Raw genomic sequence first — 23,512 nt, 5'->3', positions numbered from 1 at the left:
AGAAAATTCTCACTCTAAGTTGAAAAATTAATAATTTTATTTTTAAACCTAGGAAAATTAACTAAAAAATGATAAAGCTAATCGAAAGGCAAATGAAATATGTCTAATAAAGTAGTAATAATTGTAGAAAATTTGCCCGTTCCCTTTGATCGGCGCGTATGGATGGAAGCCACCACCTTGACAAAAGCTGGGTATGAAGTTTCGGTGATTTGTCCCAAAGGTAAAGGGTTTGAAGAAGAATATGAGGTAATCGATCAGGTTCACATCTATCGCCACCCAATGCCACCTGATATTAGTTCGGTTTCAGGTTATCTACAGGAGTATTGTACAGCCCTGTTTTGGGAGTTTCGCCTTGCTCATCGGGTGTGGCAAGAGCGAGGTTTTGATATAGTACACATTTGTAATCCTCCAGATTTAATGTTTTTGGTGGCAGGATGGTTCAAGTTGCTCAAGGGTGTAAGAGTCATATTTGACCACCATGATATCAATCTAGAGATGTACGAAGCTAAGTATGGACGACGAGACATCTTCTATTATGGACTCTCGTTGGTTGAGCGATTGACCTTTGCGACAGCAGACGTAGTTATCTCAACTAATGAATCTTATCTGTCGGTAGCACTTACCCGTGGACGTAAAAATCCAGAGGATGTCTTCGTTGTTCGTAGCGGGCCCGATCTTTCCCGTTTCCAACCCGTATCGCCCAACCCAATTTACCGTAGAGGCCGGAAGTATTTGGTGGGATATGTTGGTGTTATGGGAGAACCAGAGGGAATTGATTACTTGCTGCAATCAGTGCGCTATATTGTTTATGAAAAAAAACGCCATGACATTCACTTTATGCTCATTGGTAGTGGACCTATGTTTGAGAAGCTTCAAGCACTATCTGAAGAATTAGAAGTTAATGAATTTGTAGAATTTACTGGGCGTATTCCTGATAATGAACTTTTGGAAAGACTTTCTAGTTGTGATGTATGTGCTAATCCCGATAAAAAAATGCCCTACAATGACCGTTCAACCATGAACAAGATCATGGAGTATATGGCGATGGGAAAACCTATTGTTCAGTTTGACCTTTTGGAAGGAAGGCGGTCGGCAGAAGGAGCATCTGTTTATGCCAAAGGCAATGATGTGGTGGATTTTGCCAATAACATTCTTGAACTTCTTGAGGATACTGAACGGCGACAACAGATGGGAAAGTTAGGTAGAAAACGAATGGAGGAGAAACTAGAGTGGCGACATCAAGTATCTAAACTGTTAGAGGCTTATAAAAAAGCTTGTAAACGGTAGTAAAAACACGGTATATCGAGATGTCGTAAAAATACATTCGGAACTCGACCAAGCTAAAGAATCACCAGGAAGTTCTAATATTCAAAAACTTCAACTCCACTAGATGGCAAGTTTTTTTACTGTAATTAGAAACTTTGGTGATTATATAGCAACTTTAATACTGATGGTGAAAACTTTTAAAAGAACGGGCTGCTAAAGGATTGATTATGGTGTAATAGTTATGTTACTGGCAATCTTGCCTGAAATCTAGAATCTACCACAGTCTTTGCTCAATAGTAAAACATTTTTAGCTGTTCTTGTTTTGGGACTGAGTGAAGGTTATACTTAACTTTCAAAGTTCTAATCCAGTCTATAAGATATATTAATATTTTGTACTAAGTGATGTTAGCTGCAAGCTTAAATCAGCATAGACCTTTATGGTATGTGCTTCTAATAAGGCTTTGCAACACTCATAAGCATTTGCTTTTATATTGATCAAACCAAAGCTTATAGATGATTTCATCGCTTTGTAACTCAAACAGTCTATACTATCTATATGTCATCTTTTAAAACAGTACTAGTCATCATCAATAGCTACGCTTTGTATCTACTCTAACTAGATAAATATTGAGTTTATCGCTTAAAACCTGTACTTTTGAAGATTTATGTCAGAAAAATCTACGGAATCTAGAGAATCTATTGATTTAGACCTCAGTCGTTACCTATTCATATTGAAACGATGGTGGCTACCTGCTACTGCAATATTTACAGCTACAGTTATTCTCAGTGCTATAGCTACACAGTTTATGAGGCCATCCTATGAAGCCGAAGGAAAACTATTATTTAGAATTCCTTCTTTTAAAGTAGTAGGATCTAATCTTTTGCCTACTAACACAGAAGGAGGAGATGGAGGAGATTTAAAATCGCTGTTAGCAACTCAAAATCCTATAAACACTCAGATAGAAGTTATTTCTTCCCCTACTTTATTGCAGCAGACAATAGATAAACTACAACTGAAAGACGAAGAAGGTAAACCTCTAGAAGTAGAAAAGCTTCGGAAATCTTTGACCCTGAAAATTGTTAGTGCGACGGATGTATTGCGAATTAGCTATGTCAGCCCTGATCCCGAGCAATCAGCGGCAGTGGTCAACACAATCATGAGTCTTTATCTAGATAATGATATTTTGACAAATCGCTCTGAGGCGGCAGCAACTCGTCAATTTATTGCCAAGCAGCTTCCTAAAACTCAAGAAGTTGTTAATAATACAGAAGTAGCACTACGTATATTTAAACAGAAGTATCAGATAGCAGATCTGTCAGAGGAAACAAAGTCAGCCGTTGCAACTATTGGGAATCTAGACAATGAGATGAATACTGTTAAGGCTCAACTGGATGAGGTAAACGCCCAAACCAATGAACTGCGGCAGAAAGTAGAGCTAAATTCTCAAGAAGCGATCGCTGTGAGTGCCCTCAGTCAATCACCGGCAGTGCAGGGAGTTCTTACACAACTTCAAGAAACTGAGCGACAGTTAGCAGTTGAGCGTAGCCGTTTTCTAGATGACAACCCTGTAGTTATTAACTTAGAAGCAAAGAAAGCTAGCTTAAAATCTCTCCTAAAACAGCAAATTGGTCAGACTGTTGGAAATAAAACAGAAGTTTCACAGAACCTATTACAGATTGGACAACTAAGACAAAATCTGATCCAAAATTTTTTACAGTCAGAAATACAGCGCATTGGTTTGGCTAAAAGACTCTCCTCTCTGTATAACTCCCGTTCGGCATACGAAAAGCGCGTTAAACTCATACCCCAGCTAGCACAAAATCAGAGGGAGTTAGAACGGAAAGTTGAAGTCGCAGAATCAACGTATCAAACCTTATTGAAAAAGGTTCAAGAATTACAGTTAGTTGAGAATACAAATACAGCCAGTTCGCGGATTATTGCTCAGGCTATAGTGCCCCAGAAGCCAGTAGAGAGCAAAAAAATTATTGTCTTAGTGCTAGGAGTGATGTTTGGTTTATTTTTGGCTACTACAACAGTTCTTGTTCTAGGCATGAGAGATAAATCTCTGAAAACACTTCAGGAAATCAGAGATATATTTAGATACACTTTGCTGGGAATTGTTCCTTTATCTGTTAAAAAGATTCGCTCCCGTTATTCAAATACAGAATCAATAACTCAAACAATTGCTGTCAGAGATACGCCTTACTCTTTAACTAGCGAAATGTACAGAATGATTCAAGCGAATCTGAAATTCCTGAGTTCAGATAAAGTGCTGAAAACTATCGTGGTAACTAGCGCCGTTCCTAAAGAAGGCAAGTCTACAGTTTCAGCTAACTTGGCAGCAGCGATCGCTCAACTAGGACGTCAAGTTTTACTAATCGATGCAGATATGCGAGTTCCTTCTCAGCATCATCTCTGGGAAGTAAGCAATGCAGCAGGCTTGAGTGAGGTTCTTGTAGGTCAGACTGAATTTGATGTTGCTTTATCTAAAGTAATGGATAATCTTGATGTCTTAACTGCTGGATCTAGACCTCCCAATCCACTGGCTTTGCTTGACTCAAAGCGGATGGCATCACTGATTGAAAGTTTCTCATCTGCATATAAATATGATTTTGTAATTATTGATGCTCCTCCCCTGCTTTTGGCAGCCGATGCTTTGACTATAAGCCAAATGACTGATGGGATTTTGTTAGTAGCTCGACCTGGGGTAATTGATTCTAACAGTGCATCTGCCGCTCAAGAAATGCTAGAGAGATCCAGTCACAACGTATTAGGTTTAGTAGTAAATGGTATCATTGATAAAAATGAATCTAGTAGTTATTTCAACCATGTTAAACAATACTTTACTCATCAAGATTTGACAAAAGAGGCAAAGCTACAAAAACGTAAACGTATTCCAGACAAAACCTCTGTATAAATTAAATAAACAAATTAGGATTTTGTCTTACCAGTTAATTGAAGACTATAACTGGGAAATACTTCGCACAGGATTAATTACGCAAAAACTTGCCTGAATTTCTTGCCTAGTAAAAAATTAATAATTAAATTTGTTGGGATACTTGTAGCGGTTCTCGCTTGAGTGAGGTACAAGAACCCCACCCCTAACTCCCTCCCTGCTCTTCGAAAGGCAGGGTGATTTCATACGAAAAAATAAAAATACATAAGTCTTGATTTCTTGTTTTGTGGCATGGCTTTTTACCCCGCTTCCATTCCTCTCCCCGAAAGGTCAAGAGGCTTTGAAACCCAGTTTTATTTTTTCTCTGGTTGTATGAAACCACCCTCCTCCCCGCTCTTCGATCTGACTTTTCACGTTATGTGGAAAAGTCCGCTAAAACCTAACCCCCTTCCCGACGCGGGAAGGGGGAAATTCAAAGTCTCTCTCCTTTTAGGAGAGAGATTTAGAGAGAGGTTTTCCAGATGCCGTGAAAAGTCAGATATTCGAGAGGGGACTATGATGTACCTTCTATGATTAGGAAATATACATCATAGCTGTTTAATTATTTAGCCAAAAAATAATAAGCCTGCGAAGGTAGGCTTATTATTTTGTATAACAGTGGACTTCAGTCTGGCAGAACTATGTGTAGATTGCAGGACATAATATTATGCCTACTGAGATTCGTGTGCCCCAATATCATATCCAGCACCAACAGGACGAGGTTTACCAAAATAATCATTTTTCAAATTATTCCACTTAAAACCATTATTGACGGCCCGACTCGTTCCCTTGATTCTAAAGTCACCACCTGAGGCATTTACAAACTGTGGATCTGCCATAATATCGTTAGGTCCCACAGAATTTGCACGAGAACCATTGTTGTTGTAGAGGTTATAGTTAAAAGTAGTGTTGGTACTTTTATTATTCGTGCTTATTGGTTTGTTAGGCGCAGAATAAAGGATGTTATTGATAACTTTGACATCACCAGAATAATTACTCATGATTTGCCCGTAATTAATTCCCTGTGTCTGGTTATTCTCATAAGCCGTGTTGTGGACAATATCGACATGGTCGCTTGCATAGGTATGCATGCCAGAACCACCATTTTTATATGAGATATTGTTGGCGATCAAAGTACGTCCTTTATAGCCATAATCTCGTCCCTTATCAACAATAATGCCATTACCATCTTGGAACTTTCCGCTGACATACCAGGGAACGAACATTTGATTATTGTAGACCTTGTTTCTGGTAACAAACATCTTGTAGTTCTGGTTGTTGTCATAATTCCAATTGCTGAGCATTGAAATGCCACTAGCTCCGTATGGTGAGTACCAGGCATTATTGTACACCTCGTTATTATCCAGTGTCACATAGTCCGATTCAATAACTGCAATACCCCCACCTCCACAATCATGTATCTTGTTGTTGAGAATACGTATGTGGTGGGAGCGACCCTTTTGTCGTCCATCTATGTTTACGCAGTTTCCACTCGTCAGGGGGTTGGATTTGTTATACTTCTGACTCAGCGCATAACTACGGGTTATATTGGCATTGTTCCCTACAACCTCCAGCCCATTTACCTCAATATATGAGGCTCCATTCTGAATGTAAATTCCATTCCATCCATTGTGCTGAATTTTCGGCTTATCTCCAGGATATGCCTTATACGTAATCCATGAATTTGCCGATCCAGAGCGTTGAATTCCTAGTGCCGCTCCAGATGGGGTGGAATTCTTATATACTCCGTCCATAATCAATACTGTAGTGCCAGGCCTAGTTAGGTCTGCCGCCCTTTGAAGTGTCCTAAAAGCGGATGACTGGGTGAGTCCGCTATTTTTGTCATTTCCAGTACCACTAACATAGTATGTTGTAGCAGTTGAAGCCTGGCTAATCAGCTTGCGACTCGGTAGTGGCATGTTTTGATCGGTGGATAACTGACGAACTTCTTTAACTAAAGACTCTGTTATTCTCTGTCCTTGGACCAGACCTGTTAATGCCCAGGGAAGTACAAGAGATGCACTCAAACTTAGAAAACCTAAACCATGAATCATCATAGGGAAAAATAGGGTATATTGCAAAAACTGAATCGTCAACGGTCAGTAACTCTAGCCTTGGTCAGTAAGTCAGTATTGGATACGGTCGTGTAACTACCATTTGTAAGTTTATAAACGGTTTATCAGGTTTACACCTGAGCATTTCCACGTAAATATCGCTGAAATGTTTTTCTAGGTAGTGTAAAAAAAATGGTAATAATCTGGTAAAAGTACTGAAAAAATTATCAGTATGCAGAGTCATCCCATTAATTGACACTAACCAACCGTACAAATGACATCATTTCCAATTCGACATCATTCTACTGTGTATACGCGGTATCTGTAGTTAAGATAGTATATCTGTTATCAAACAGTTATTTTACTTAAATAATTCTTATGATAATGATAATCGCTAAAAAACTAAAAACAATACAGCGATTACAATTTATACCCCCTGCCTTCTAAAGTATTCTCATTATCATAAAAAATCCTAGTAGCTAAAACAAAGTTTTAAAAGGTATATCAATAGCAAATTAAGAATTTTCAGTGGGAGGTTTCGATTTACGGAAAGTGAGTCTCAGTAATAAGACTTATTTTATTATAAAATCTGGTATAAAAACCCAATAATTAAGAAGCGATCACAAAAGGCAGGCAAGATAGTTCTGTACCCTAGTATTGTCTTATCCTGTGGTCAAGGTGAGAGTATCTGGGAAGCCTTGGGAAGAGGTATATCGAGCTTTCAGGTTTTGAGTGCGTAAGTCCCCTTAACAAAAGAGGTAGTTATTGCAGAATATAGGTCAAGAGAGATGAATATTGCTCTCTCCCAAGGGAATACACCAAGAGCAATCTCTTTGACTATTATAGATATTGTAATTTTGGGGACGGAGAGGTTTGACCAACGCCCCCAATTAACATCTGTATCTTAAACTAGATTCCGAACAACCTCAGAATATTAAAGATAACACCGAGAGGTCCAGTTACAGTGTTTATGGTATCGCCAGTCTGAGCCGAACCAGATCGGTTGACTACCACAACATCATTATTACGGAGTATTGGATTAGTTTGCTCATTAATGCCGGCAGAGAAATCCACTTTTACTATCCGTTTAGTAACAGAACCGTTAGGGTTGAGGCGAATCAAATCAACAGCCTTACTACTAGCTCTGGCATCATTAAATCCGCCAGCTGCGAGTATAGCTTGATTTAAAGAGCTATTCGGCTGAACGTCTGTTAACCCTGGTTTTTTAACTTCGCCTACCACACCAACCTGAATGCGTGTAGGAGACAAAGTAGTGGTAGCCAATTGAGTAGCTTCTGCGGGGTTAATTTCAGTTGCCGTCGGAATAACAATTGTATCTCCGTCTTGCACGATGATGTCTTGACTAGCGTCACCACTCTGCAATAGTTGCCAAAGATTAATATCTATAGCTTGTTCTGAGCCAGTTCTTGTAAGTCGACGTAGCCTGAGATTACGAACATCAGCCTGTGCTGTAATTCCCCCAGCTAGTTGAATAACCCGTGTCACATTTGGTAGACCATTGGGAGTGGTAGTACCACTGTTAGTTGCTGCGCCCCCCTGGGCATCTGTGCTGGCTGGGGTGACAAGATAAGAACCGGGACGGTTAACTTCACCGATAATTGTTACCGTGCGAGGCGTGGTTTGGCTGGCGGCAAAGTTAGATGCAAATATATTGCGGGATTCTGCTACGTTAAAGTTGGTTGCAGTTGGCACAACTATAGTGTCTCCATCCCGCAAGGTAATATCCTGTGATAATCTGCCTGTTTGGATGAGTTCCTTCAAATTGACGGTAACGGCTTGCTCTGAAGAACGTCCTATTTTACGCCGTAATTGAACTTGAGTTACATCCGCAGCCAGCGTTACCCCCTGCGCTGTTGTCAGTGCGGCTAATACAGTGGGGTATTGTACACCTGGATTGTCTCCCGCACCTCCGCTCAAACTAAGGGTGTAAGCCCCTGGACGTGTCACCTCTCCGGCAACGAAAACATTGATGGGACGAGGCGATAACAGATTGACTGAAATCAAGGGACGTTTCAGGAAGCGAGCATATCTTCTACCAATTTCGTCAGCAGCCTGTTCACTTGTTAGCCCTAGGACTGACACACTGCCAATTAAAGGTAGGTTGATTGCTCCACCTGGGGGAACTTGGTATTCTCCTGTATATTCGGGTACTTCAAATACATTTACCCGGATGCGATCGCCGCCTCCTAATGAATAATTAGTATCTAATTGTGTTTGTGTACTTGGTGGTGTTTGTGTACTTGGTGTTTGTGTAGTTGGTGGTAATGGTTGTCCCTGAGCTAGACTCGTAAATGGCACAGCGACATTGACAGCACTTAACAAAGCCACACCCACAACTGGCTGAGTTAGGAATTTAAACAAATTTGTGTTAAGCATATTTACCTTGAGATTCTGAAACTACGATCAATAAAGTACTGTCTAAACATTTTTATTTTGACTATACCTAAGTATTCAAGTTCCCCAACACTCTTATTTTCCCCGAAAAGTGTAATTTTCCGGAGGAAATTTGTCTATTGAATTTGAATTTTTAGTGAAGTTAATTTAAAGTTAAGCAAACTTGAATTTGGGGATTCTCAAAAAATATATTATTTACGCAAATAAACGCAGTTTATATAAAAAATTGTCTGTTATCTAAAGAGGTACTTACGAACAAGGCATTTTTACCAAAGTTAATGAAATGACACTTAAGCTGTGATTCTAAATAATCTCTTAATAGTAATTTTTGCAAAAATTATGAACTCCATCATTGACTAACTACAAATAAGCTTGAAAAGAGGTCGGAATTTAGTTTTTTGTGAGTTGGGTTGAGCAAAGACAAACTCAAAAAGGCGTAAATTGGAGGTTATTCTGCAATAAGATACCACGGATATACGTTGCTCAAACAAATCGATTGATTGAATATTTGGCAACGAAATTAATTAACTGACTTATTTTTTCTTTGAATTTGTTGAATAAAAAACTCTTCTAGGGAGTAACGCGACAAGTTCATAGCAATAATTTTACCTTCCATCAGGCGAACACTAGCGAGAAAATCATAGTAATCGTTTTGTAGTGTACCTTGCCAGGAACCATCAGGTTCAAATTTGAGAGTGGGTATCCATTTTTTGAGAATTTCCCAGTCACCACCTTGACCTTTTACATGATATGTGTTGCTTGTGCCTAAAAGTTCATTAAGGGAACCAGAGCAAATTAGTTCACCTTGAGCAAGGATGGCAATGCGATCGCAAATCTGCTCTACTTCACTAAGAACGTGGCTATTAAAAAAAATCGTTTTACCAGCAGCTTTTAGCGCCAAAATAATTTCCCGCATTTGGTAACGTCCCACCGGATCAAGACCAGACATTGGTTCATCGAGAAAAACCAAATCTGGCTCGTTAATTAGCGCCTGTGCCATGCCAACACGCTGTAACATTCCTTTTGAGTAGCGGCGTAAAAGCTTTTTGCGAGCATCAGCTTGAGATAAACCCACTAATTCCAGCAGTTGTGGAATGCGTTGGCGTTGGACACTTTGAGGAATTTGGAACAGTCCAGCAGCTAGCTGCAAAAATTCCCAGCCAGTGAGATAGTCATACAAATAGGGATTTTCTGGCAGATAGCCGATATGTTGCTTAACACTGCGATCGCCTATAGGCTTATCCAATAATAATCCCCGTCCAGAGGTAGGATGAATAATTCCCAGCAACAATTTTAAAAGGGTGGTTTTACCAGCACCGTTTGGCCCCAGCAAACCAAAAGTTTCGCCTTTGTAAACCGTTAAGGAACAGTTTTTGAGAGATACGACTTTTTGATTTAACCAAAAACCAGTGCGGTAGACTTTTCGCAACTCAGAAGTTAGGACTACTGGCGAAGTGTCTGCCGTATTAAGTTGAGAATCAGGGTCATCTGCAACAGACTTCATCTCGGTTCAACCACTAATTACCAGCTTGGTATTAATTACAAGTTACCTAGTAGGCTGATAATAACCATCAGCAAGCCGTGTGTCAATTATTGGGGAGTGGGGAGATGGGGGCAGGGAGCAGGGAGCAGGAGGAAAATTCCTCTCCTCTGCACCCTTCCCCCTGCCCCTCTGCCTCTTCTCCATGCCCAATGCCCCATTTGACTCGTTTTATAGAACGCCTTTAGAACTGGGAATTACACCAGCACGACGGGGGTCAATCTCCACTGCTAGCCGTGTTGCTCTTGCAAAGGCTTTAAATGTCGCCTCTATGATGTGATGGGAATTAATGCCATCCAATTGCCGAATGTGCAGTGTCATTTGGCTATGGTTCACAAGTGCCACAAAGAATTCGCGCACGAGTTGGGTGTCATAGGTTCCTACGCGCTGGGTAGGAATTTGCAAGCCGTAGCTGAGGTGAGGCCGTCCAGAAAAGTCTAGCGCTACCTGAACTAAGGCTTCATCCAATGGTGCAAGAAAATTACCAAAGCGGACAATACCTTTTCTGTCGCCTAGTGCTTGGTTGAAAGCTTGGCCTAAAGTAATGCCGACATCTTCGTTGGTGTGATGGTCATCAATTTCCCAGTCTCCCTTGGCTTGGACATCTATATCAATCAGCCCGTGGGAAGCAATTTGATGCAACATGTGATCCAAAAACGGAACGCCTGTTGCTGCCGTGCAAGTTCCTCTACCATCTAGGTTGATGGTAACTTGCACATTAGTTTCACCAGTGGTGCGGTGAACAGTCGCAATCCGGGGGGTTTTCGTTGACTGGTCGTAATTTGAATTAACTTTGCTAATTTGCATGGGGAATGGGGAGTGGGGAATGGAGAATGGGGAATGGGGAATGGCGAAGATGAGGGAGATGAGGGAGATAGAAAAAGCTAGGGAGAAGAGTTTTCCCCTCTGCCCCCCGCCCCCTGCCCCTCTGCATCTTTTCAATACCCAATGCCCAGTGCCCCATGCCCAAATTATCTTACATTCCCATAATTTCATATCCTGCATCTACATATAGAACTTGTCCTGTAATACCACTGGACAAATCACTACATAAGAAAGCGGCAGCATTGCCTACTTCTAGCTGAGTGACGGTGCGTCGTAAGGGAGCTACTTCTTCTACATGATGAATCATATCCAAAATCCCACCCACTGCTGAAGATGCCAAGGTGCGGATGGGGCCTGCGGAGATGGCATTGACGCGGATATTTTGCGGCCCTAGTTCAGCAGCTAGGTAACGTACACTCATTTCTAATCCTGCCTTGGCAACTCCCATAACGTTATAGTTAGGGATTGCTCTGACACCACCTAAATATGTCAACGTGACGATACTTCCTCCCTCTTTCATCAAAGGTTTAGCTGCACCACTTAACTGCACCAGGGAGTAAGTACTGATTTCTAAGGCGGTTTTGAAGCCAGAACGAGAGGTTTGGCTAAAATCTCCACTTAAATCGTCTTTGCTGGCAAAGGCCAGACAGTGGATGAGGATGTCTAGCTTGCCCCATTGCTCACGAATTGTCTCAAAGGTAGATTGAATCTGTTCCTCATCTTGGACATTACAGGGAAGAAATAAGCTTGGGTTGAGGGGTTCTACCAACTCGGCGACTTTTTTCTCCATTTTGCCGCGTTCATCCGGCAGGTAGGTAATACCCAGGTTTGCTCCGGCTTTATGCAGCTGTTGGGCGATGCCCCAGGCGATCGAGCGGTTATTGGCAATACCTGTAACAAGAGCATTTTTTCCAGTCAGATTCAGCATAGAAATTGTTAATGCGATCGATCATTAGGAGCATACTAGAATCTGAGGCACGTTTTGTCTTTGTTTTATACAGGATTAGCAAAAATGAATATTGAGAAGGGTGTTTGCTATGACAAAAATCTTGATTTTTCCTAAAGATTTTCTCAATATATCTTTATTTGTTCTTTAAAAAACCCTTTTTAATACAGCTATTGGAACTAGTTATCAACGATTAGTAGCTGAAAGGATCAACAATTATGTATCATTATAAACAAAGAGTTATGAAGTGATTTGTTTGAGTATAGGAAAGTACAGAAAGGTTGACGGTGCTTTATTCATTTTTCGGGTGTATTCTTAGGTAATCAGTTTTTGTTTTTCCGGCATTGGGTAGGGGAAGGGAGATGATCGTGACACAAGATAAAGCCCTAGCAAATGTATTTCGTCAGATGGCGACCGGGGCGTTTCCGCCAGTTGTGGAAACGTTTGAACGCAATAAAACGATCTTTTTTCCTGGCGATCCTGCCGAACGAGTTTATTTTCTTTTGAAAGGTGCTGTTAAACTTTCTAGGGTGTACGAGGCAGGAGAGGAAATAACAGTAGCATTGCTGCGGGAAAATAGTGTTTTTGGTGTTTTGTCATTGCTGACAGGAAATAAGTCAGATAGGTTTTACCATGCGGTTGCATTTACCCCTGTGGAATTGCTGTCAGCCCCAATTGAACAAGTAGAGCAAGCACTCAAGGAAAATCCAGAATTATCAATGTTAATGCTACGGGGTCTTTCTTCGCGCATTTTACAGACAGAGATGATGATTGAAACTCTCGCTCACCGAGATATGGGTTCCAGGTTGGTGAGTTTTTTGTTAATTCTTTGTCGGGATTTTGGCGTTCCTTGTGCTGATGGGATCACTATTGATCTGAAGTTATCTCATCAGGCGATCGCAGAAGCAATTGGTTCGACTCGTGTTACCGTTACTAGGCTACTAGGGGATTTGCGTGAAAAAAAGATGATTTCTATCCACAAAAAGAAGATTACTGTGCATAAACCTGTTACCTTAAGTAGGCAATTCACATAAAATCAATCGGAGAAAGGGGAATCGGCGCGTGTTCTATTTTGAAAGATGACACAAATAGCTAGAGGTAAATCTAAAATTGAGTAATTTCAGCTATTGCCAATTTCCACTTATTTCCAGACAATGCTTAAAAGTAGTAGGCTGTATCTGGAAGGATTTCGGTAGCTAAAGATGACCACCGGATACATCCTCATCGCAGCAATTTTAATTCTGGGAGGCGTAATTGCAACCGTGGGCGATCGCATCGGCACACGAGTTGGCAAAGCTCGCCTCTCACTTTTTAACCTTCGTCCGAAAAATACTGCTGTAGTGGTAACTATTTTTACGGGCGGTTTGATTTCAGCCTCAACGTTAGGAATTTTATTCGCTGCCGACGAAGGTTTGCGAAAGGGAGTCTTTGAATTAGAAGATATTCAAACAGACCTGAGACAAAAGCGGGAACAGCTAAAAACCGCAGAAACTCAAAAAAGTCAAGTAGAAAGTGAGCTAAATCAAGCAAAAATTGCCCAAACAAAGGCACAACAAGACTTACAGGCAATTAATCAGTCTTTACAAGCGGCGAATGCCAAACAGCTGCAAACACAAGCTCAGTTGAACCGCACCATTAGTCAACAAGCCCTAACTCAAACTCAACTCCAACGCACTCAAGGTCAGCTAGGACAAGTTGTAACTCAGTACCAAAAAGCCATAGCTGAGTTGCAAAGCGTTTCCAATCAGAGAAAAGAGCTACAGGCGGCAGTTGAACTACTGAAGACAGAACGACAACGACTGTATGCTGAAGCGAAAAAAGCCATTGACGAAGCCAAAACAGCAATTGAAAAACGCGATCGCGAACTCGCTAACCGTCAAGAAGCCATAGAAACGCGCGATCAAAAAATTGGCCAACTCGATCAACTGATTCAAAAGCGGAATGTAGAAGTTGCAGCACGAGAAGAAGTGATTGCCAAACGGGAATCGCGCCTCAAAGAATTGGAAGCACAACAAGAGCAACTAGAATTGGAAGTTGCAAGGCTGGAAAAATATTATCAGTCTTACCGCGACCTGCGTTTAGGGAAGCTGGCCTTAGTTCGCGGTCAAGTTCTGTCTGCTGCTGTAATTCGTGTTAACCAACCTGCTGCCGCTCGTCGGGCAGTGGTACAACTTTTACAAGAAGCCAATCGCAACGCCAATCTTGAATTAAGTGAGCCTGGGGCAAATCCTGCCAATGTAGAGCTACTGCGCGTGACTCAGGATAGGGTTGACCAATTGAGCAAGCAGATTAGCGATGGTCAAGAATATGTGCTGCGAATTTTCTCAGCTGGTAATTACGTCAGGGGAGAAAAGCAGATAGAGTTTTTCGCCGATACAGCTCGAAATCAATTGGTTTTTTCGGGAGGCGCAGTGCTAGCCACAACTACTGCCGATTCCAAAACCATGACATCCTATCAGTTACAGCAACGGCTGGAAATACTAATTTCTGCTTCCCAATTTCGGGCCCGTAATGCCGGAATTGTCGAAGATGTGCAAGTAGAGGGCACTTTCTTGCGCTTTGTCGCCCAATTAAGACAGTATAATCAACCCTTAGAGATCAAAGCGATCGCGGCAGAGGACACTTATACAGCCGGGCCATTGAGAGTAAAATTAGTGGCAATAGTCAACGGAAAAATTATTTTTAGTACTTAAAAAAGAAGTCAGAAGTCAGAATTCAGAAGTCAGAATTCAGAATACAATTAGTGGGAGATGAGCGCGGAAAGTCACAAGTGGCGGCTTACGCCGTAGACATCGGGAGGGCAGTTTGCTGTAGGCAGCATAACTTTCCAAGACAGACTCGCTACTAATTGATTCTGATTCCTGTTAGCGTAGCGGGGCGTAGCCCATTCTGAATTCTTCTTTTTAATTTCTTATGAATTTCCGTGAATTTTCACCAACGCAACCAGTCATATTGGGGTTTGATCCAGGTCGAGATAAGTGTGGTTTAGCGGTGATGGGACTGGATCGGCAATTGTATTATCATCAGGTCGCGCTAGCAAAAGAGGCGATCGCTACCATTGAAACACTGCGTCAAAAGTTTCCGATCTCCTTGATGGTGATGGGCGACCAAACTACAGCCAAGCAGTGGAGACAGAAATTATATCAGGAATTGACAGAACCTCTAAGTATTATTTTAGTGGATGAGCGGTACACAACCTTAGAAGCACGCGATCGCTATTGGCAAATGTTCCCACCCAAAGGGCTAATAAAGCTATTGCCACAAGGTCTGCGACAGCCTCCAAGACCGATAGATGACATTGTTGCCATCCTCTTAATCGAAAGATACTTAAATCGCCTCACAGAATCAGGACTCAATCAATTTTAGATTTTAGATTTTAGATTGAAGGAAAAATCTAAAATCCAAAATTCAAAATCTAAAATTGAATCACTTCTAATTTTTAAAGTTCCGCCCGAATAGTAAAAGCATAATCTCCTCCAGGCTCTAACTGATAATCTTGTTGCTCCAAAAATCGACCAAGAGGTTCTTTGATTAAAGCGCGGCCTTGGGAAGGCTTGACGGCAAGTTCTCCCCGGCGAAAATGCCACTGGAAATGCCACTCAAACTCACCTGCACTCACTTCACCCTCAAGGAAGCCGTGTTGCCAAGATTGGCGGGTGATTCTGACATGGGCAATGGTTTCTGGCAGTCGTCTTTTAGCACTCACAATGCTTTATGTCAAGTGTAGAATAACAGCCGCTCATATAGGCTTCTTATTTTATTTATCAAACATAGCTTAAATAGACAAACTGACAAAGTGAGTATTTGTAGTTGAGCAAGAATGCTGTAAAATTTCAGTAAAAGTGACTCGAACTTAATTAATCTCGAACTTCCGTGTCTATATAGCAAATCCTAAATCATTTGTGATAGAGAATATCCCCAGCTTCCTAGATAAGTCAGCGATCTATGACTTTAGTCTATGAGCTAGTGGTAAGTAGTGGGGATAGTTTTTGTTAAAATCTTAAGAATAAGAGTATCCTAGAAACTACGTATCTAATACTTTTTTCATCAGTGTATTGTGGATTGATTGGGATTTCTTTGAAAGATTTCAGCACAATTACAGCCCGATAAAGCTTAGAGTATTTATATTGCTTTTCTTGGATATCAAAACGCAGAATATTTTCTAATGGATGTTCAATAACTTGATTGCCACGCAGACTTTTACGTTCGATAAAGACCTGATCGATGCTCTTATAGAAGGTGCAGGTAGTTACAGGTGATGTTGCAAAAAAAGCAGCGATCGCCATGATAATTAATATAAATAAACTTAAGAAAAATAGATAATTTCGCTGATTTTGCTGTACCAATAGAGAAGTTTGACCAGAGTTGATAAAATCGTTGGTTTTCAAGGTAAATTCCTGATTCTCTTCATAGCTAAGATGGGATAAAAGAGGAAAATCTTGAAATGGAGTCACAATTATAACCTGATAGCTTTTCGACCCTTTGCTGCCAGTCTTTGTGAGAATGTATGCTTCACTGGGATCAAACATTCTGAGTTTCTCCATGCTTCCCAGCAAATTAAACCGTCTCAATTCACAATTAATTTTGCTTGGCGAGAGGCGATCGCAAGTTATTTGAAGTGAAGCAAAATCAAAAACTAAGCAGTAAATCAAAAAGCTTAAACAGACAATAAAAGTACACCACCCGCTAACCCAATATCCGAGTGGTCGATGCTTTAGCTGCAATCTGGTACGGGTTTCCTCTACAATTTTCATCAGTGCTTGTATATAAAATATTTAACCCCTGACTAGAGTATTCCCCTTGTAGCCCATTCACTTATCACCAAATCTAAGTACTAGGGAGGATTTATGATAAATCGCTAAAAAAGCTTTGACTAGCTGGGAGATAATTGGGGCAGAAAGCTATAGCTAGAAGCATGGAAACCAAACAGCTAGGAAAAACTGGTGTCTTTGTGAGTGCGATCGGTTTGGGTGGTATGCCCATGTCAATCTCTAATCGCCCTCCCGAATCGCAATCAATCGAAGTTATTCATCATGCTCTGGATTTGGGTATTACATTTATTGATACTGCCGACTCTTACTGCAAAGATGAGTCAGAAAAACACCACAATGAGCGATTAATTCATAAGGCACTTAGTAGTTACAAAGGTGATGTTAGCCAAGTAATTGTGGCAACTAAAGGCGGTTTGATGCGTCCCGATGGAAACTGGACAAGCAACGGCAACCCAGAACATTTGCGCGAAACAATTCGAGTCAGTTTTGAGGCGTTAGGTGGTGCTAAACCCATTGATGTTTGGCAATACCATTCTCCCGATCCTAATTACACCATTGAAGAATCCCTTGCGCCAGTGAAAGAAGCAGTGGAGGCAGGTTTGATTAGGTTTGTGGGAGTTTCTAACTTTTCCGTTGAACAAATTAAGCAGGCGCGAGATGTAGTAGATATTGTCTCGGTGCAGAATCAATATAGCCCTTGGCAACGACAGCCAGAAAAGGACGGCGTGTTGAAGTATTGCGAACAGCAAGAATTGACATTTTTGCCTTGGAGTCCCTTTGGTGGTAGACGTCGCCATCAGGATTTGCAAGATATTCCTGCGATCGCTAAGTTAGCTAAAGAAAAAGGCGTGTCAGTATATAATATCGTTCTAGCGTGGTTGCGTTCCAAGTCACCCGCTATTTTGCCAATCCCTGGTGCTAGCAAGGTTTACAGCATCGAAGATTCAGTACAAGCGATCAATGTGAAACTATCTGATGAAGAAGTGCAAAAAATTGATCGCGCAACTTAATCATTATGATTATGTTGTACAGTGCGTAAGTCCTAGAAACAGTCTTTCCAAAAACAGGCGATCGCTTAAGCAACCCGAAATGCGTCATCCGAAGCGTCCCGGTTGGTGGGAGAATAAAAACGAGAAATGATGCAAGACTGGTGTTGTCCCCAGCCCAAAGGAACTCGGATAAATGTGGAAAAGAATTGTATTAATTTTGCTATTGGTGTTGAGTTTCAGCCTGAGTAATTCTGATGTAGCGGCTGCGGCTGGACTCAAAAGCTTTGTAGACACTAGTGATGGCTATCAGTTTTTATATCCTAACGGCTGGCTGCAAGTTAAAGTTGCCAACGGCCCAGATGTGGTTTTACACGATTTGATTGAGGTGTCCGAAAATGTTTCTGTTGTGATTAGCCCAGTTCCAGAAGGCAAAACTTTATCAGAATTGGGAACCCCAACAGAAGTAGGATATAAGCTGGGAAAAGCTGCTCTTGCGCCTCCTGACTCTGGTCGTTCGGCTGAATTAGTCAATGCCGCACAACGAGAAGTAGACGGTAAAACGTACTACCTTTTAGAGTATGAGGTTAAACTCCCCAATCAACAACAACGGCACAACATCGCCAGCGTCGCTGTTAGCCGTGGTAAAGTTTTTACCCTCAACGCCTCAATTCCTGAAAAACGCTGGCAGAGAGTTAAAGGAATGATTGATGAGGTTGTAAATTCTTTTTCTGTCTATTAATTGGGGAGTGGGGAATCGGGAGCAGGGGGAGCAGGGGAAGAAGAACTATTGATTCTTGAGCTATGCCCAATGCCCAATACCCAATGCCCCATACCCAATTAACAAGCTTTTTATAAATCTCATGAAAATTCCACCTTTTGTACTTGCCTCAGCTTCCCCCGCTCGTCGCCGCTTGCTGCAAACTGTTGGTATTGAACCGATAGTTCGAGCCAGTGACTTTGACGAGTCGCAAATTCAGTTAAGTGAACCAGCACAATTGGTCAAAACTCTTGCCCAATATAAGGCGGAAACTGTAGCCCCGCAGTTTGAATCAGCTTTGGTTATGGGTTGTGATTCAGTTTTGTCCATAAATGGTGAAATTTACGGCAAACCACCAGATACTTCTGAAGCGATCGCGCGTTGGCAGATAATGCAAGGTAACTTTGGCGACTTATATACAGGTCACGCCTTAATTGACCTTGAGCAAAACCGTACCATAGTCAAGTCTCAAGTTACAAGAGTTTACTTTGCTCAAATGAGCGATCGCGCAATTCTTGCTTATGTTGCCACAGGTGAACCCCTCAAGTGTGCTGGAGCCTTTGCCATTGAAGGTTTTGGTAGTTTCTTTGTTGAAAAAATTGAAGGCTGTCACAGCAATGTAATAGGACTCAGTTTACCCCTGCTGCGGCAAATATTAGGTGAACTGGGATACAATGTCACTGATTTCTGGCAATAGTTATTGTGCAGATTGTTAATTTTCAATGGTCAGTTGTTTGGCTACTTTCCAACACCTCTAACAAACTTTTCAACATTAAATAAGCAGAAGTCCCTCCTGGATCTTGATGTCCGATACTCCGTTCCCCCAGGTAGCTAGCCCGTCCCTTTTTCGCCTGCATAGGTATAGTTTCTTGCAACCCCTTTTGGGCTGTTGCTACAGCTTGTTGCATCGCTTCCAGCGTTCCCTTCCTTTCGCCTACAGCCTGCCCAAAAGCGACTACAGCCGGAGATAACACATCCACCATTGTTTTGTCTCCTAGTTGCGCTTTGCCACGTTGCAGCACCCCGTCTAAGCCTGCCTGGAGTAGCCCTAACACATCTTGTTCTGTTAATTCTTGCTTATCTACTACTGCTGTACTAGCTCGTAAAAACCAGGTTCCATAGAGAGGGCCACTAGCACCGCCAATGGAAGCAATCAAAGTCATACTGACGGTTTTGAGAATGTTGCTGATGTCTTTGTCTGTAAGAGTTGGTAACTGAATACTTACCTTTTTGAAGCCGCGATCCATATTTATACCGTGGTCAGCATCTCCGATCGCAGCATCTAATTCTGTCAAATAGGTTTTATTCTGCTCTATCTCAGTTGCATAAGCCTGCAACCATTGTAATATCTGCGCCTGACTCAACATAATAATTCGTAATTCGTAATTCGTAATTCGTAATTTTAGGGTTTAAGTTTTCCTCATCTATACAGAGAGCATCCCAATGTAAGTAAATTTTTCAAGATGATAGATTGTCATCACGTTCACAATGACAGCCTATGCTTTTAGACATTCGGGATGCTCCCTCTATACATGGCACATGGCTTTGTTTGGTGTAGTTATCTAAATATACAGTCTGAAACTGTCTTTAATTACGAATTACGAATTACGAATTACGAATTAGTCCCAGCGCCAACTTGGTGTTTTGACTGGTGCATCCCATAATCGGATCATCTCATCATCTAATTTCAGCAGGGTAATGGAGCAACCTTGCATTTCAAGAGATGTGATGTAAGGGCCGATTAAGTTTCGCACAATTTGCAATCCTTGCTGTTCGCAGATTTGGGCGAGTTTGCGGTAAACAATATACAGTTCGGAAATCGGGGTTCCACCCATACTATTGACAAAAGCTAATAAGCGATCGCCTTTGGCAAATGGGAGATTTGTAAGTTCTACATCTACCCATTCTCCTTTATCTTCATCCCACTCGCGCAGTGTGCGGCTGTACGCTGCATCCTCAAGGAGCGATCGCGTCAAAATTTCGGTAATCTCATCTACTGATTTGAGGGCTGTACGTTCTATTCCTGGCTCACCGTGGATACCGATACCTAATTCGATTTCGCGATCGTTCAATTCAAATGTCGGCATTCCATTAACGGGTACTGTACAAGATGTTAAAGCAATTCCCATACTCCGCCCATTCAAATTTACTCGGCGACATAAATTTGCTATTTGTGGCAAATCATACCCTACCTCAGCCGCCGCGCCACAAATTTTTTCCGCCAGTATTGTTGTTCCCACACCCCGCCGTCCTTGGGTATAGAGGCTATCCTGAACTGCTACATCATCATCAATCAAAATATTTAGGACTCGGATACCCTCGCCACGGGCTAACTCCGTTGCCATCTCAAAGTTCATGACATCGCCACTGTAATTTTTGACGATGTAAAGGATACCAGAGCCTCCATCTACAAGCTTTGCTGCTTCTAGCATTTGGTCGGGAGTCGGTGAAGTGAAAACCTCACCAGGACAAGCTGCATCCAGCATTCCTTTGCCCACGAAGCCAGCGTGCATTGGTTCATGTCCACTGCCACCACCAGAAATAATTGCTACTTTACCCGGAATAGGTGCGTTGGCTCGATAGACAAAAGTCGGATCGTAGTTCAGTTTAATTAAATCGGAATGAGCCGCCGCCATACCTTCTAGACTTTCCCGTACAAAGTCTTCCGGCTTGTTGATCAGCTTTTTCATAATCCGTGTTTGGTTAAAAGGGTGCTAAAACTCAGGTTATAGTGCTTCTTGTTTCTATGCAATAGAGTCTGACCTCTGTCTAAATCTATCTTCTAAAAAGCTACGGTATTGCATTAGCATTGCGGGTTGATGCATTAGCATTGCGGGTTGATGCACTGGCATTGCAGGTTGATGCACTAGCATTGCAGGTTGATGCACTAGCATTGCAGGTTGATGCACTAGCATTGCAGGTTGATGCACTAGCATTGCAGGTTGATGCACTAGCATTGCAGGTTGATGCACTAGCATTGCAGGTTGATGCACTGGCATTGCAGGTTGATGCACTAGCATTGCAGGTCAAGATGTGGGGCAGCTTTAGAAGACTATGTGCGTAGCCTTAAAAAAGAGGGCAAAAACCCCTCAAAGTCCCCCTTTTTAAGGGGGATTTAGGAGGATCAAACCACATTTTGCACCCAGCACAAAGATGTGTGTATACCGTAGCCTGTTAGGTGAAAAGTCAGTTATTTAATATCAATCCAAAGATTCCATTAACTCAATACACTTGTGCATCTGCTGGCGCATGGTATCTCTATCAGCATGAAACCTTCGCCCATGACCTGGTAACACCCATTCAAAAGAGTAATTAGCCAAGTTACGCATTGATTTAGTCTGTTCTGACCAAGAATACCAGCAGGCACCGTGGAATGCAGCCAGTTGGTGCAAGCTTTCTGACCAAGCGAGATGGTCGCCAGTGAACAGAAACTTATTTTTATAAAGTAGGACAGTTTGCCCTTTGGTGTGACCGGGAACTGAGATAATTAATAAATCTGGAGTTAAAGTAAATGGTTCGGAACCAGTTAGCTGTATTTCCACATTGCGAGTATCCGCAGTAATATCATCAGTGTGAAGGATGCGATCGCACTGAAAATGCTCGGCAAATTTTTGATGATCTGCCACATCATCCTTATGAGTGAGGTACATATAACGAATTGGCCCCAGTTCTTCTAAACGCTTGACTAAAGGCGGCGTAAACCGGGGAGAATCCACCAAAATGTTACCTTCTGGAAGTTGAATTAAATAGCTAGCAGCACCGTAAGATTTTTCAGAATGATAGCCGCAATGGTAAACATTTTCTGTTACTAATATTGGAAACTGTTGTTGAGCAACTTTGATATCTTTTGGTTTCTCAACTGTGCCAATAGAACTAGTAGGACAAGCTAAAAGTGCTTCCAGCGCTGCTAATCTTTCCGCTTCATTCGTTGGTTGATGATAAACCGCCGACTGTTCATCAACACGAGAAAACACTTCAGGAGTCATCCAGCGACAGGTATCACAATCAATACAGGTAGTATCTACATAAAAATCGCCGTTGACATTTTGGGAGCGACGCTGATTTAAATGAGCCATATTAATCCTTTTGCCTCCAGCCGCATACTGGGGAGCGATAAACCTTATATCACTACGCTAGCAAAAGTAACTTGAGACTGTAGACACCACTAGAAGTAAATCTGCTCAAAGATATAAAGATTCGTGAAACCCAGTTGGCAGAAAATGGGAAAACTTAATAGACACCATCTGCTTATTCCCAAATATGCTTTACTAGTTCTAATTCCAATTGTTCAGATCCCTTTAATCCTGATGATAATAAGTTTTACATTAAGTGTGGACAAATACTCACATCATTATTCAGAAACCGTTTTCGGGTAATACGACTTTTGGGTAAGGGTGGATTTAGCAGAACTTATGAAGCCAAAATCTGGCAAAATATGGGGGGAAACAAGGAGCCAGATTGGGAAGCTTGGTGTCGTTTTGGCTCTGAAGTAGGATGGTTGGGTTCTAAAATGGAAGGCAGAAATTATTGTTTTTTATAGATTTATTTGAAGAAATTCCTACTGTATGGTTTGATAACCTTATCTTCTCTATAAAAGCTCCAAAAGGTCATTTACCATGTTTTAGCATTACTGGGATGACATTAGTAGTGAGTTTGATTTTACTACGATGTGAAGAGTGCCGACTTTAAAATCTAGTATTTATTGTCTCATGAGCGATCGCGTATATACATATAATTTATAAAGCTTCCCATTCATCTCTGCTGATATTAGCTTGACGTAATATTCTATTTAGTAAGCTTGGGCTGATGTCTGTCTCCCTGATGCGGATTGGGAATTGTCAGCTTTAATTCACCTTTTACCATATATTGATGCTTACCACCTGGGTAAGGCCCATCAAAACCTGCATCTTTCAGACAACGAATCAGATCCCGCCGATTAATTGATCCAAAGGGTGGCATTAGCGCTCTTTTATGACTCTCGTGGGATAAAAATCATCCACCCTTATTTTTAA

General features: G+C 41.6%; 20 protein-coding genes. 9 read left to right on the top strand and 11 right to left on the bottom strand.

Translation table 11 applies throughout. The features are described 5' to 3' along the window. The first annotated feature begins 99 nt into the window (after positions 1-99). Together HWQ36_RS15365 and HWQ36_RS15360 are read left to right on the top strand one after the other, a co-directional pair. On the top strand, positions 100-1,287 hold the full coding sequence (locus tag HWQ36_RS15365) for a glycosyltransferase family 4 protein (RefSeq protein WP_292704301.1): 1,188 nt from the start codon (positions 100-102) through the stop codon (positions 1,285-1,287). A 644-nt stretch (positions 1,288-1,931) separates the two neighbouring features. Continuing rightward, on the top strand, positions 1,932-4,184 hold the full coding sequence (locus HWQ36_RS15360; RefSeq protein ID WP_292704297.1) for a polysaccharide biosynthesis tyrosine autokinase: 2,253 nt from the start codon (positions 1,932-1,934) through the stop codon (positions 4,182-4,184). Between the two features lie 689 nt (positions 4,185-4,873). Here the strand turns inward: HWQ36_RS15360 and HWQ36_RS15355 are convergent. The 5 genes from HWQ36_RS15355 to fabI all read right to left on the bottom strand — a co-directional run bounded on the left by HWQ36_RS15355 (position 4,874) and on the right by fabI (position 11,964). Beyond that, positions 4,874-6,298 (bottom strand): right-handed parallel beta-helix repeat-containing protein, encoded by a 1,425-nt coding sequence (locus tag HWQ36_RS15355; protein WP_292704294.1) that lies wholly within the window; start codon positions 6,296-6,298, stop codon positions 4,874-4,876. A gap of 867 nt (positions 6,299-7,165) precedes the next feature. After that, a complete protein-coding gene (locus HWQ36_RS15350) occupies positions 7,166-8,653 on the bottom strand; it encodes an SLBB domain-containing protein (protein WP_292704292.1) in 1,488 nt (495 codons plus the stop codon). Between the two features lie 538 nt (positions 8,654-9,191). Beyond that, on the bottom strand, positions 9,192-10,175 hold the full coding sequence (locus tag HWQ36_RS15345) for an ABC transporter ATP-binding protein (protein WP_292704289.1): 984 nt from the start codon (positions 10,173-10,175) through the stop codon (positions 9,192-9,194). 207 nt (positions 10,176-10,382) lie between these two features. Further along, entirely contained in the window at positions 10,383-11,018 is a 636-nt protein-coding gene (hisB, locus tag HWQ36_RS15340; protein WP_292704286.1) for an imidazoleglycerol-phosphate dehydratase HisB, read from the bottom strand. Between the two features lie 169 nt (positions 11,019-11,187). Continuing rightward, positions 11,188-11,964: an enoyl-ACP reductase FabI gene (fabI, locus tag HWQ36_RS15335; RefSeq protein WP_292704284.1), complete on the bottom strand. Its 777-nt coding sequence runs from the start codon at positions 11,962-11,964 to the stop codon at positions 11,188-11,190. Between the two features lie 380 nt (positions 11,965-12,344). On the opposite strand from fabI, the gene ntcA reads away from it, so the two are divergent. The 3 genes from ntcA (at position 12,345) to HWQ36_RS15320 (ending at position 15,348) form a co-directional block, all read left to right on the top strand. Beyond that, entirely contained in the window at positions 12,345-13,016 is a 672-nt protein-coding gene (ntcA, locus tag HWQ36_RS15330) for a global nitrogen regulator NtcA (protein ID WP_010998529.1), read from the top strand. Between the two features lie 168 nt (positions 13,017-13,184). Further along, positions 13,185-14,675: a DUF3084 domain-containing protein gene (locus HWQ36_RS15325; protein WP_292704224.1), complete on the top strand. Its 1,491-nt coding sequence runs from the start codon at positions 13,185-13,187 to the stop codon at positions 14,673-14,675. A 220-nt stretch (positions 14,676-14,895) separates the two neighbouring features. Further along, positions 14,896-15,348 carry a Holliday junction resolvase RuvX gene (locus HWQ36_RS15320; RefSeq protein WP_292704222.1) on the top strand — a complete coding sequence of 151 codons (453 nt, stop codon included), beginning with the start codon at positions 14,896-14,898 and terminating at the stop codon, positions 15,346-15,348. A 73-nt stretch (positions 15,349-15,421) separates the two neighbouring features. Here HWQ36_RS15320 and HWQ36_RS15315 read toward each other — a convergent pair whose 3' ends face one another. Both HWQ36_RS15315 and HWQ36_RS15310 read right to left on the bottom strand, forming a co-directional pair. After that, positions 15,422-15,688, bottom strand: a complete 267-nt coding sequence (locus HWQ36_RS15315; RefSeq protein WP_012411764.1) for a DUF3146 family protein — start codon at positions 15,686-15,688, stop codon at positions 15,422-15,424. A gap of 286 nt (positions 15,689-15,974) precedes the next feature. Next, positions 15,975-16,736, bottom strand: coding sequence for a hypothetical protein (locus HWQ36_RS15310; RefSeq protein WP_292704220.1), 762 nt, complete (start codon positions 16,734-16,736; stop codon positions 15,975-15,977). 161 nt (positions 16,737-16,897) lie between these two features. On the opposite strand from HWQ36_RS15310, the gene HWQ36_RS15305 reads away from it, so the two are divergent. The 3 genes from HWQ36_RS15305 (at position 16,898) to HWQ36_RS15295 (ending at position 19,197) form a co-directional block, all read left to right on the top strand. Continuing rightward, positions 16,898-17,764, top strand: coding sequence for an aldo/keto reductase (locus HWQ36_RS15305; protein ID WP_292704219.1), 867 nt, complete (start codon positions 16,898-16,900; stop codon positions 17,762-17,764). Positions 17,765-17,936: 172 nt separating this feature from the next. Beyond that, positions 17,937-18,482 (top strand): photosystem II reaction center PsbP, encoded by a 546-nt coding sequence (gene psbP, locus HWQ36_RS15300; protein ID WP_292704217.1) that lies wholly within the window; start codon positions 17,937-17,939, stop codon positions 18,480-18,482. A gap of 121 nt (positions 18,483-18,603) precedes the next feature. Next, positions 18,604-19,197 (top strand): nucleoside triphosphate pyrophosphatase, encoded by a 594-nt coding sequence (locus HWQ36_RS15295; RefSeq protein WP_292704215.1) that lies wholly within the window; start codon positions 18,604-18,606, stop codon positions 19,195-19,197. Between the two features lie 22 nt (positions 19,198-19,219). Here the strand turns inward: HWQ36_RS15295 and dhaL are convergent, their stop codons facing one another. Together dhaL and dhaK are read right to left on the bottom strand one after the other, a co-directional pair. After that, entirely contained in the window at positions 19,220-19,867 is a 648-nt protein-coding gene (gene dhaL, locus HWQ36_RS15290) for a dihydroxyacetone kinase subunit DhaL (RefSeq protein ID WP_292704214.1), read from the bottom strand. A 252-nt stretch (positions 19,868-20,119) separates the two neighbouring features. Continuing rightward, positions 20,120-21,190 (bottom strand): dihydroxyacetone kinase subunit DhaK, encoded by a 1,071-nt coding sequence (gene dhaK / locus HWQ36_RS15285; RefSeq protein WP_292704212.1) that lies wholly within the window; start codon positions 21,188-21,190, stop codon positions 20,120-20,122. 119 nt (positions 21,191-21,309) lie between these two features. Between dhaK and HWQ36_RS15280 the strand changes: the two genes are divergently transcribed. Continuing rightward, positions 21,310-21,564 carry a hypothetical protein gene (locus HWQ36_RS15280; RefSeq protein ID WP_292704210.1) on the top strand — a complete coding sequence of 85 codons (255 nt, stop codon included), beginning with the start codon at positions 21,310-21,312 and terminating at the stop codon, positions 21,562-21,564. A gap of 136 nt (positions 21,565-21,700) precedes the next feature. Here the strand turns inward: HWQ36_RS15280 and HWQ36_RS15275 are convergent, their stop codons facing one another. After that, complete coding sequence (locus HWQ36_RS15275; protein ID WP_292704209.1) at positions 21,701-22,576, bottom strand: MBL fold metallo-hydrolase; 876 nt, start codon at positions 22,574-22,576, stop codon at positions 21,701-21,703. Between the two features lie 709 nt (positions 22,577-23,285). Beyond that, entirely contained in the window at positions 23,286-23,459 is a 174-nt protein-coding gene (locus HWQ36_RS15270) for a hypothetical protein (protein WP_366829077.1), read from the bottom strand. Between the last annotated feature and the right edge of the window lie 53 nt (positions 23,460-23,512).

Origin of the sequence: Nostoc sp. NMS2 (assembly GCF_017115105.1) — a bacterium.
Taxonomy (GTDB): Bacteria; Cyanobacteriota; Cyanobacteriia; order Cyanobacteriales; family Nostocaceae; genus Nostoc.
This window is presented reverse-complemented; position numbering and strand designations above follow the sequence as displayed.

Coding starts and splice junctions, on each gene's coding strand:
- HWQ36_RS15360 (WP_292704297.1), top strand. CDS start 1,932: ATGTCAGAAAAATCTACGGAATCTAGAGAATCTATTGATTTAGACCTC.
- HWQ36_RS15345 (WP_292704289.1), bottom strand. CDS start 10,175: ATGAAGTCTGTTGCAGATGACCCTGATTCTCAACTTAATACGGCAGAC.
- ntcA (WP_010998529.1), top strand. CDS start 12,345: ATGATCGTGACACAAGATAAAGCCCTAGCAAATGTATTTCGTCAGATG.
- HWQ36_RS15305 (WP_292704219.1), top strand. CDS start 16,898: ATGGAAACCAAACAGCTAGGAAAAACTGGTGTCTTTGTGAGTGCGATC.
- psbP (WP_292704217.1), top strand. CDS start 17,937: ATGTGGAAAAGAATTGTATTAATTTTGCTATTGGTGTTGAGTTTCAGC.
- HWQ36_RS15275 (WP_292704209.1), bottom strand. CDS start 22,576: ATGGCTCATTTAAATCAGCGTCGCTCCCAAAATGTCAACGGCGATTTT.
- dhaL (WP_292704214.1), bottom strand. CDS start 19,867: ATGTTGAGTCAGGCGCAGATATTACAATGGTTGCAGGCTTATGCAACT.
- HWQ36_RS15365 (WP_292704301.1), top strand. CDS start 100: ATGTCTAATAAAGTAGTAATAATTGTAGAAAATTTGCCCGTTCCCTTT.
- dhaK (WP_292704212.1), bottom strand. CDS start 21,190: ATGAAAAAGCTGATCAACAAGCCGGAAGACTTTGTACGGGAAAGTCTA.
- HWQ36_RS15270 (WP_366829077.1), bottom strand. CDS start 23,459: ATGCCACCCTTTGGATCAATTAATCGGCGGGATCTGATTCGTTGTCTG.
- HWQ36_RS15295 (WP_292704215.1), top strand. CDS start 18,604: ATGAAAATTCCACCTTTTGTACTTGCCTCAGCTTCCCCCGCTCGTCGC.
- HWQ36_RS15310 (WP_292704220.1), bottom strand. CDS start 16,736: ATGAAAATTGTAGAGGAAACCCGTACCAGATTGCAGCTAAAGCATCGA.
- fabI (WP_292704284.1), bottom strand. CDS start 11,964: ATGCTGAATCTGACTGGAAAAAATGCTCTTGTTACAGGTATTGCCAAT.
- HWQ36_RS15320 (WP_292704222.1), top strand. CDS start 14,896: ATGAATTTCCGTGAATTTTCACCAACGCAACCAGTCATATTGGGGTTT.
- HWQ36_RS15350 (WP_292704292.1), bottom strand. CDS start 8,653: ATGCTTAACACAAATTTGTTTAAATTCCTAACTCAGCCAGTTGTGGGT.
- hisB (WP_292704286.1), bottom strand. CDS start 11,018: ATGCAAATTAGCAAAGTTAATTCAAATTACGACCAGTCAACGAAAACC.
- HWQ36_RS15325 (WP_292704224.1), top strand. CDS start 13,185: ATGACCACCGGATACATCCTCATCGCAGCAATTTTAATTCTGGGAGGC.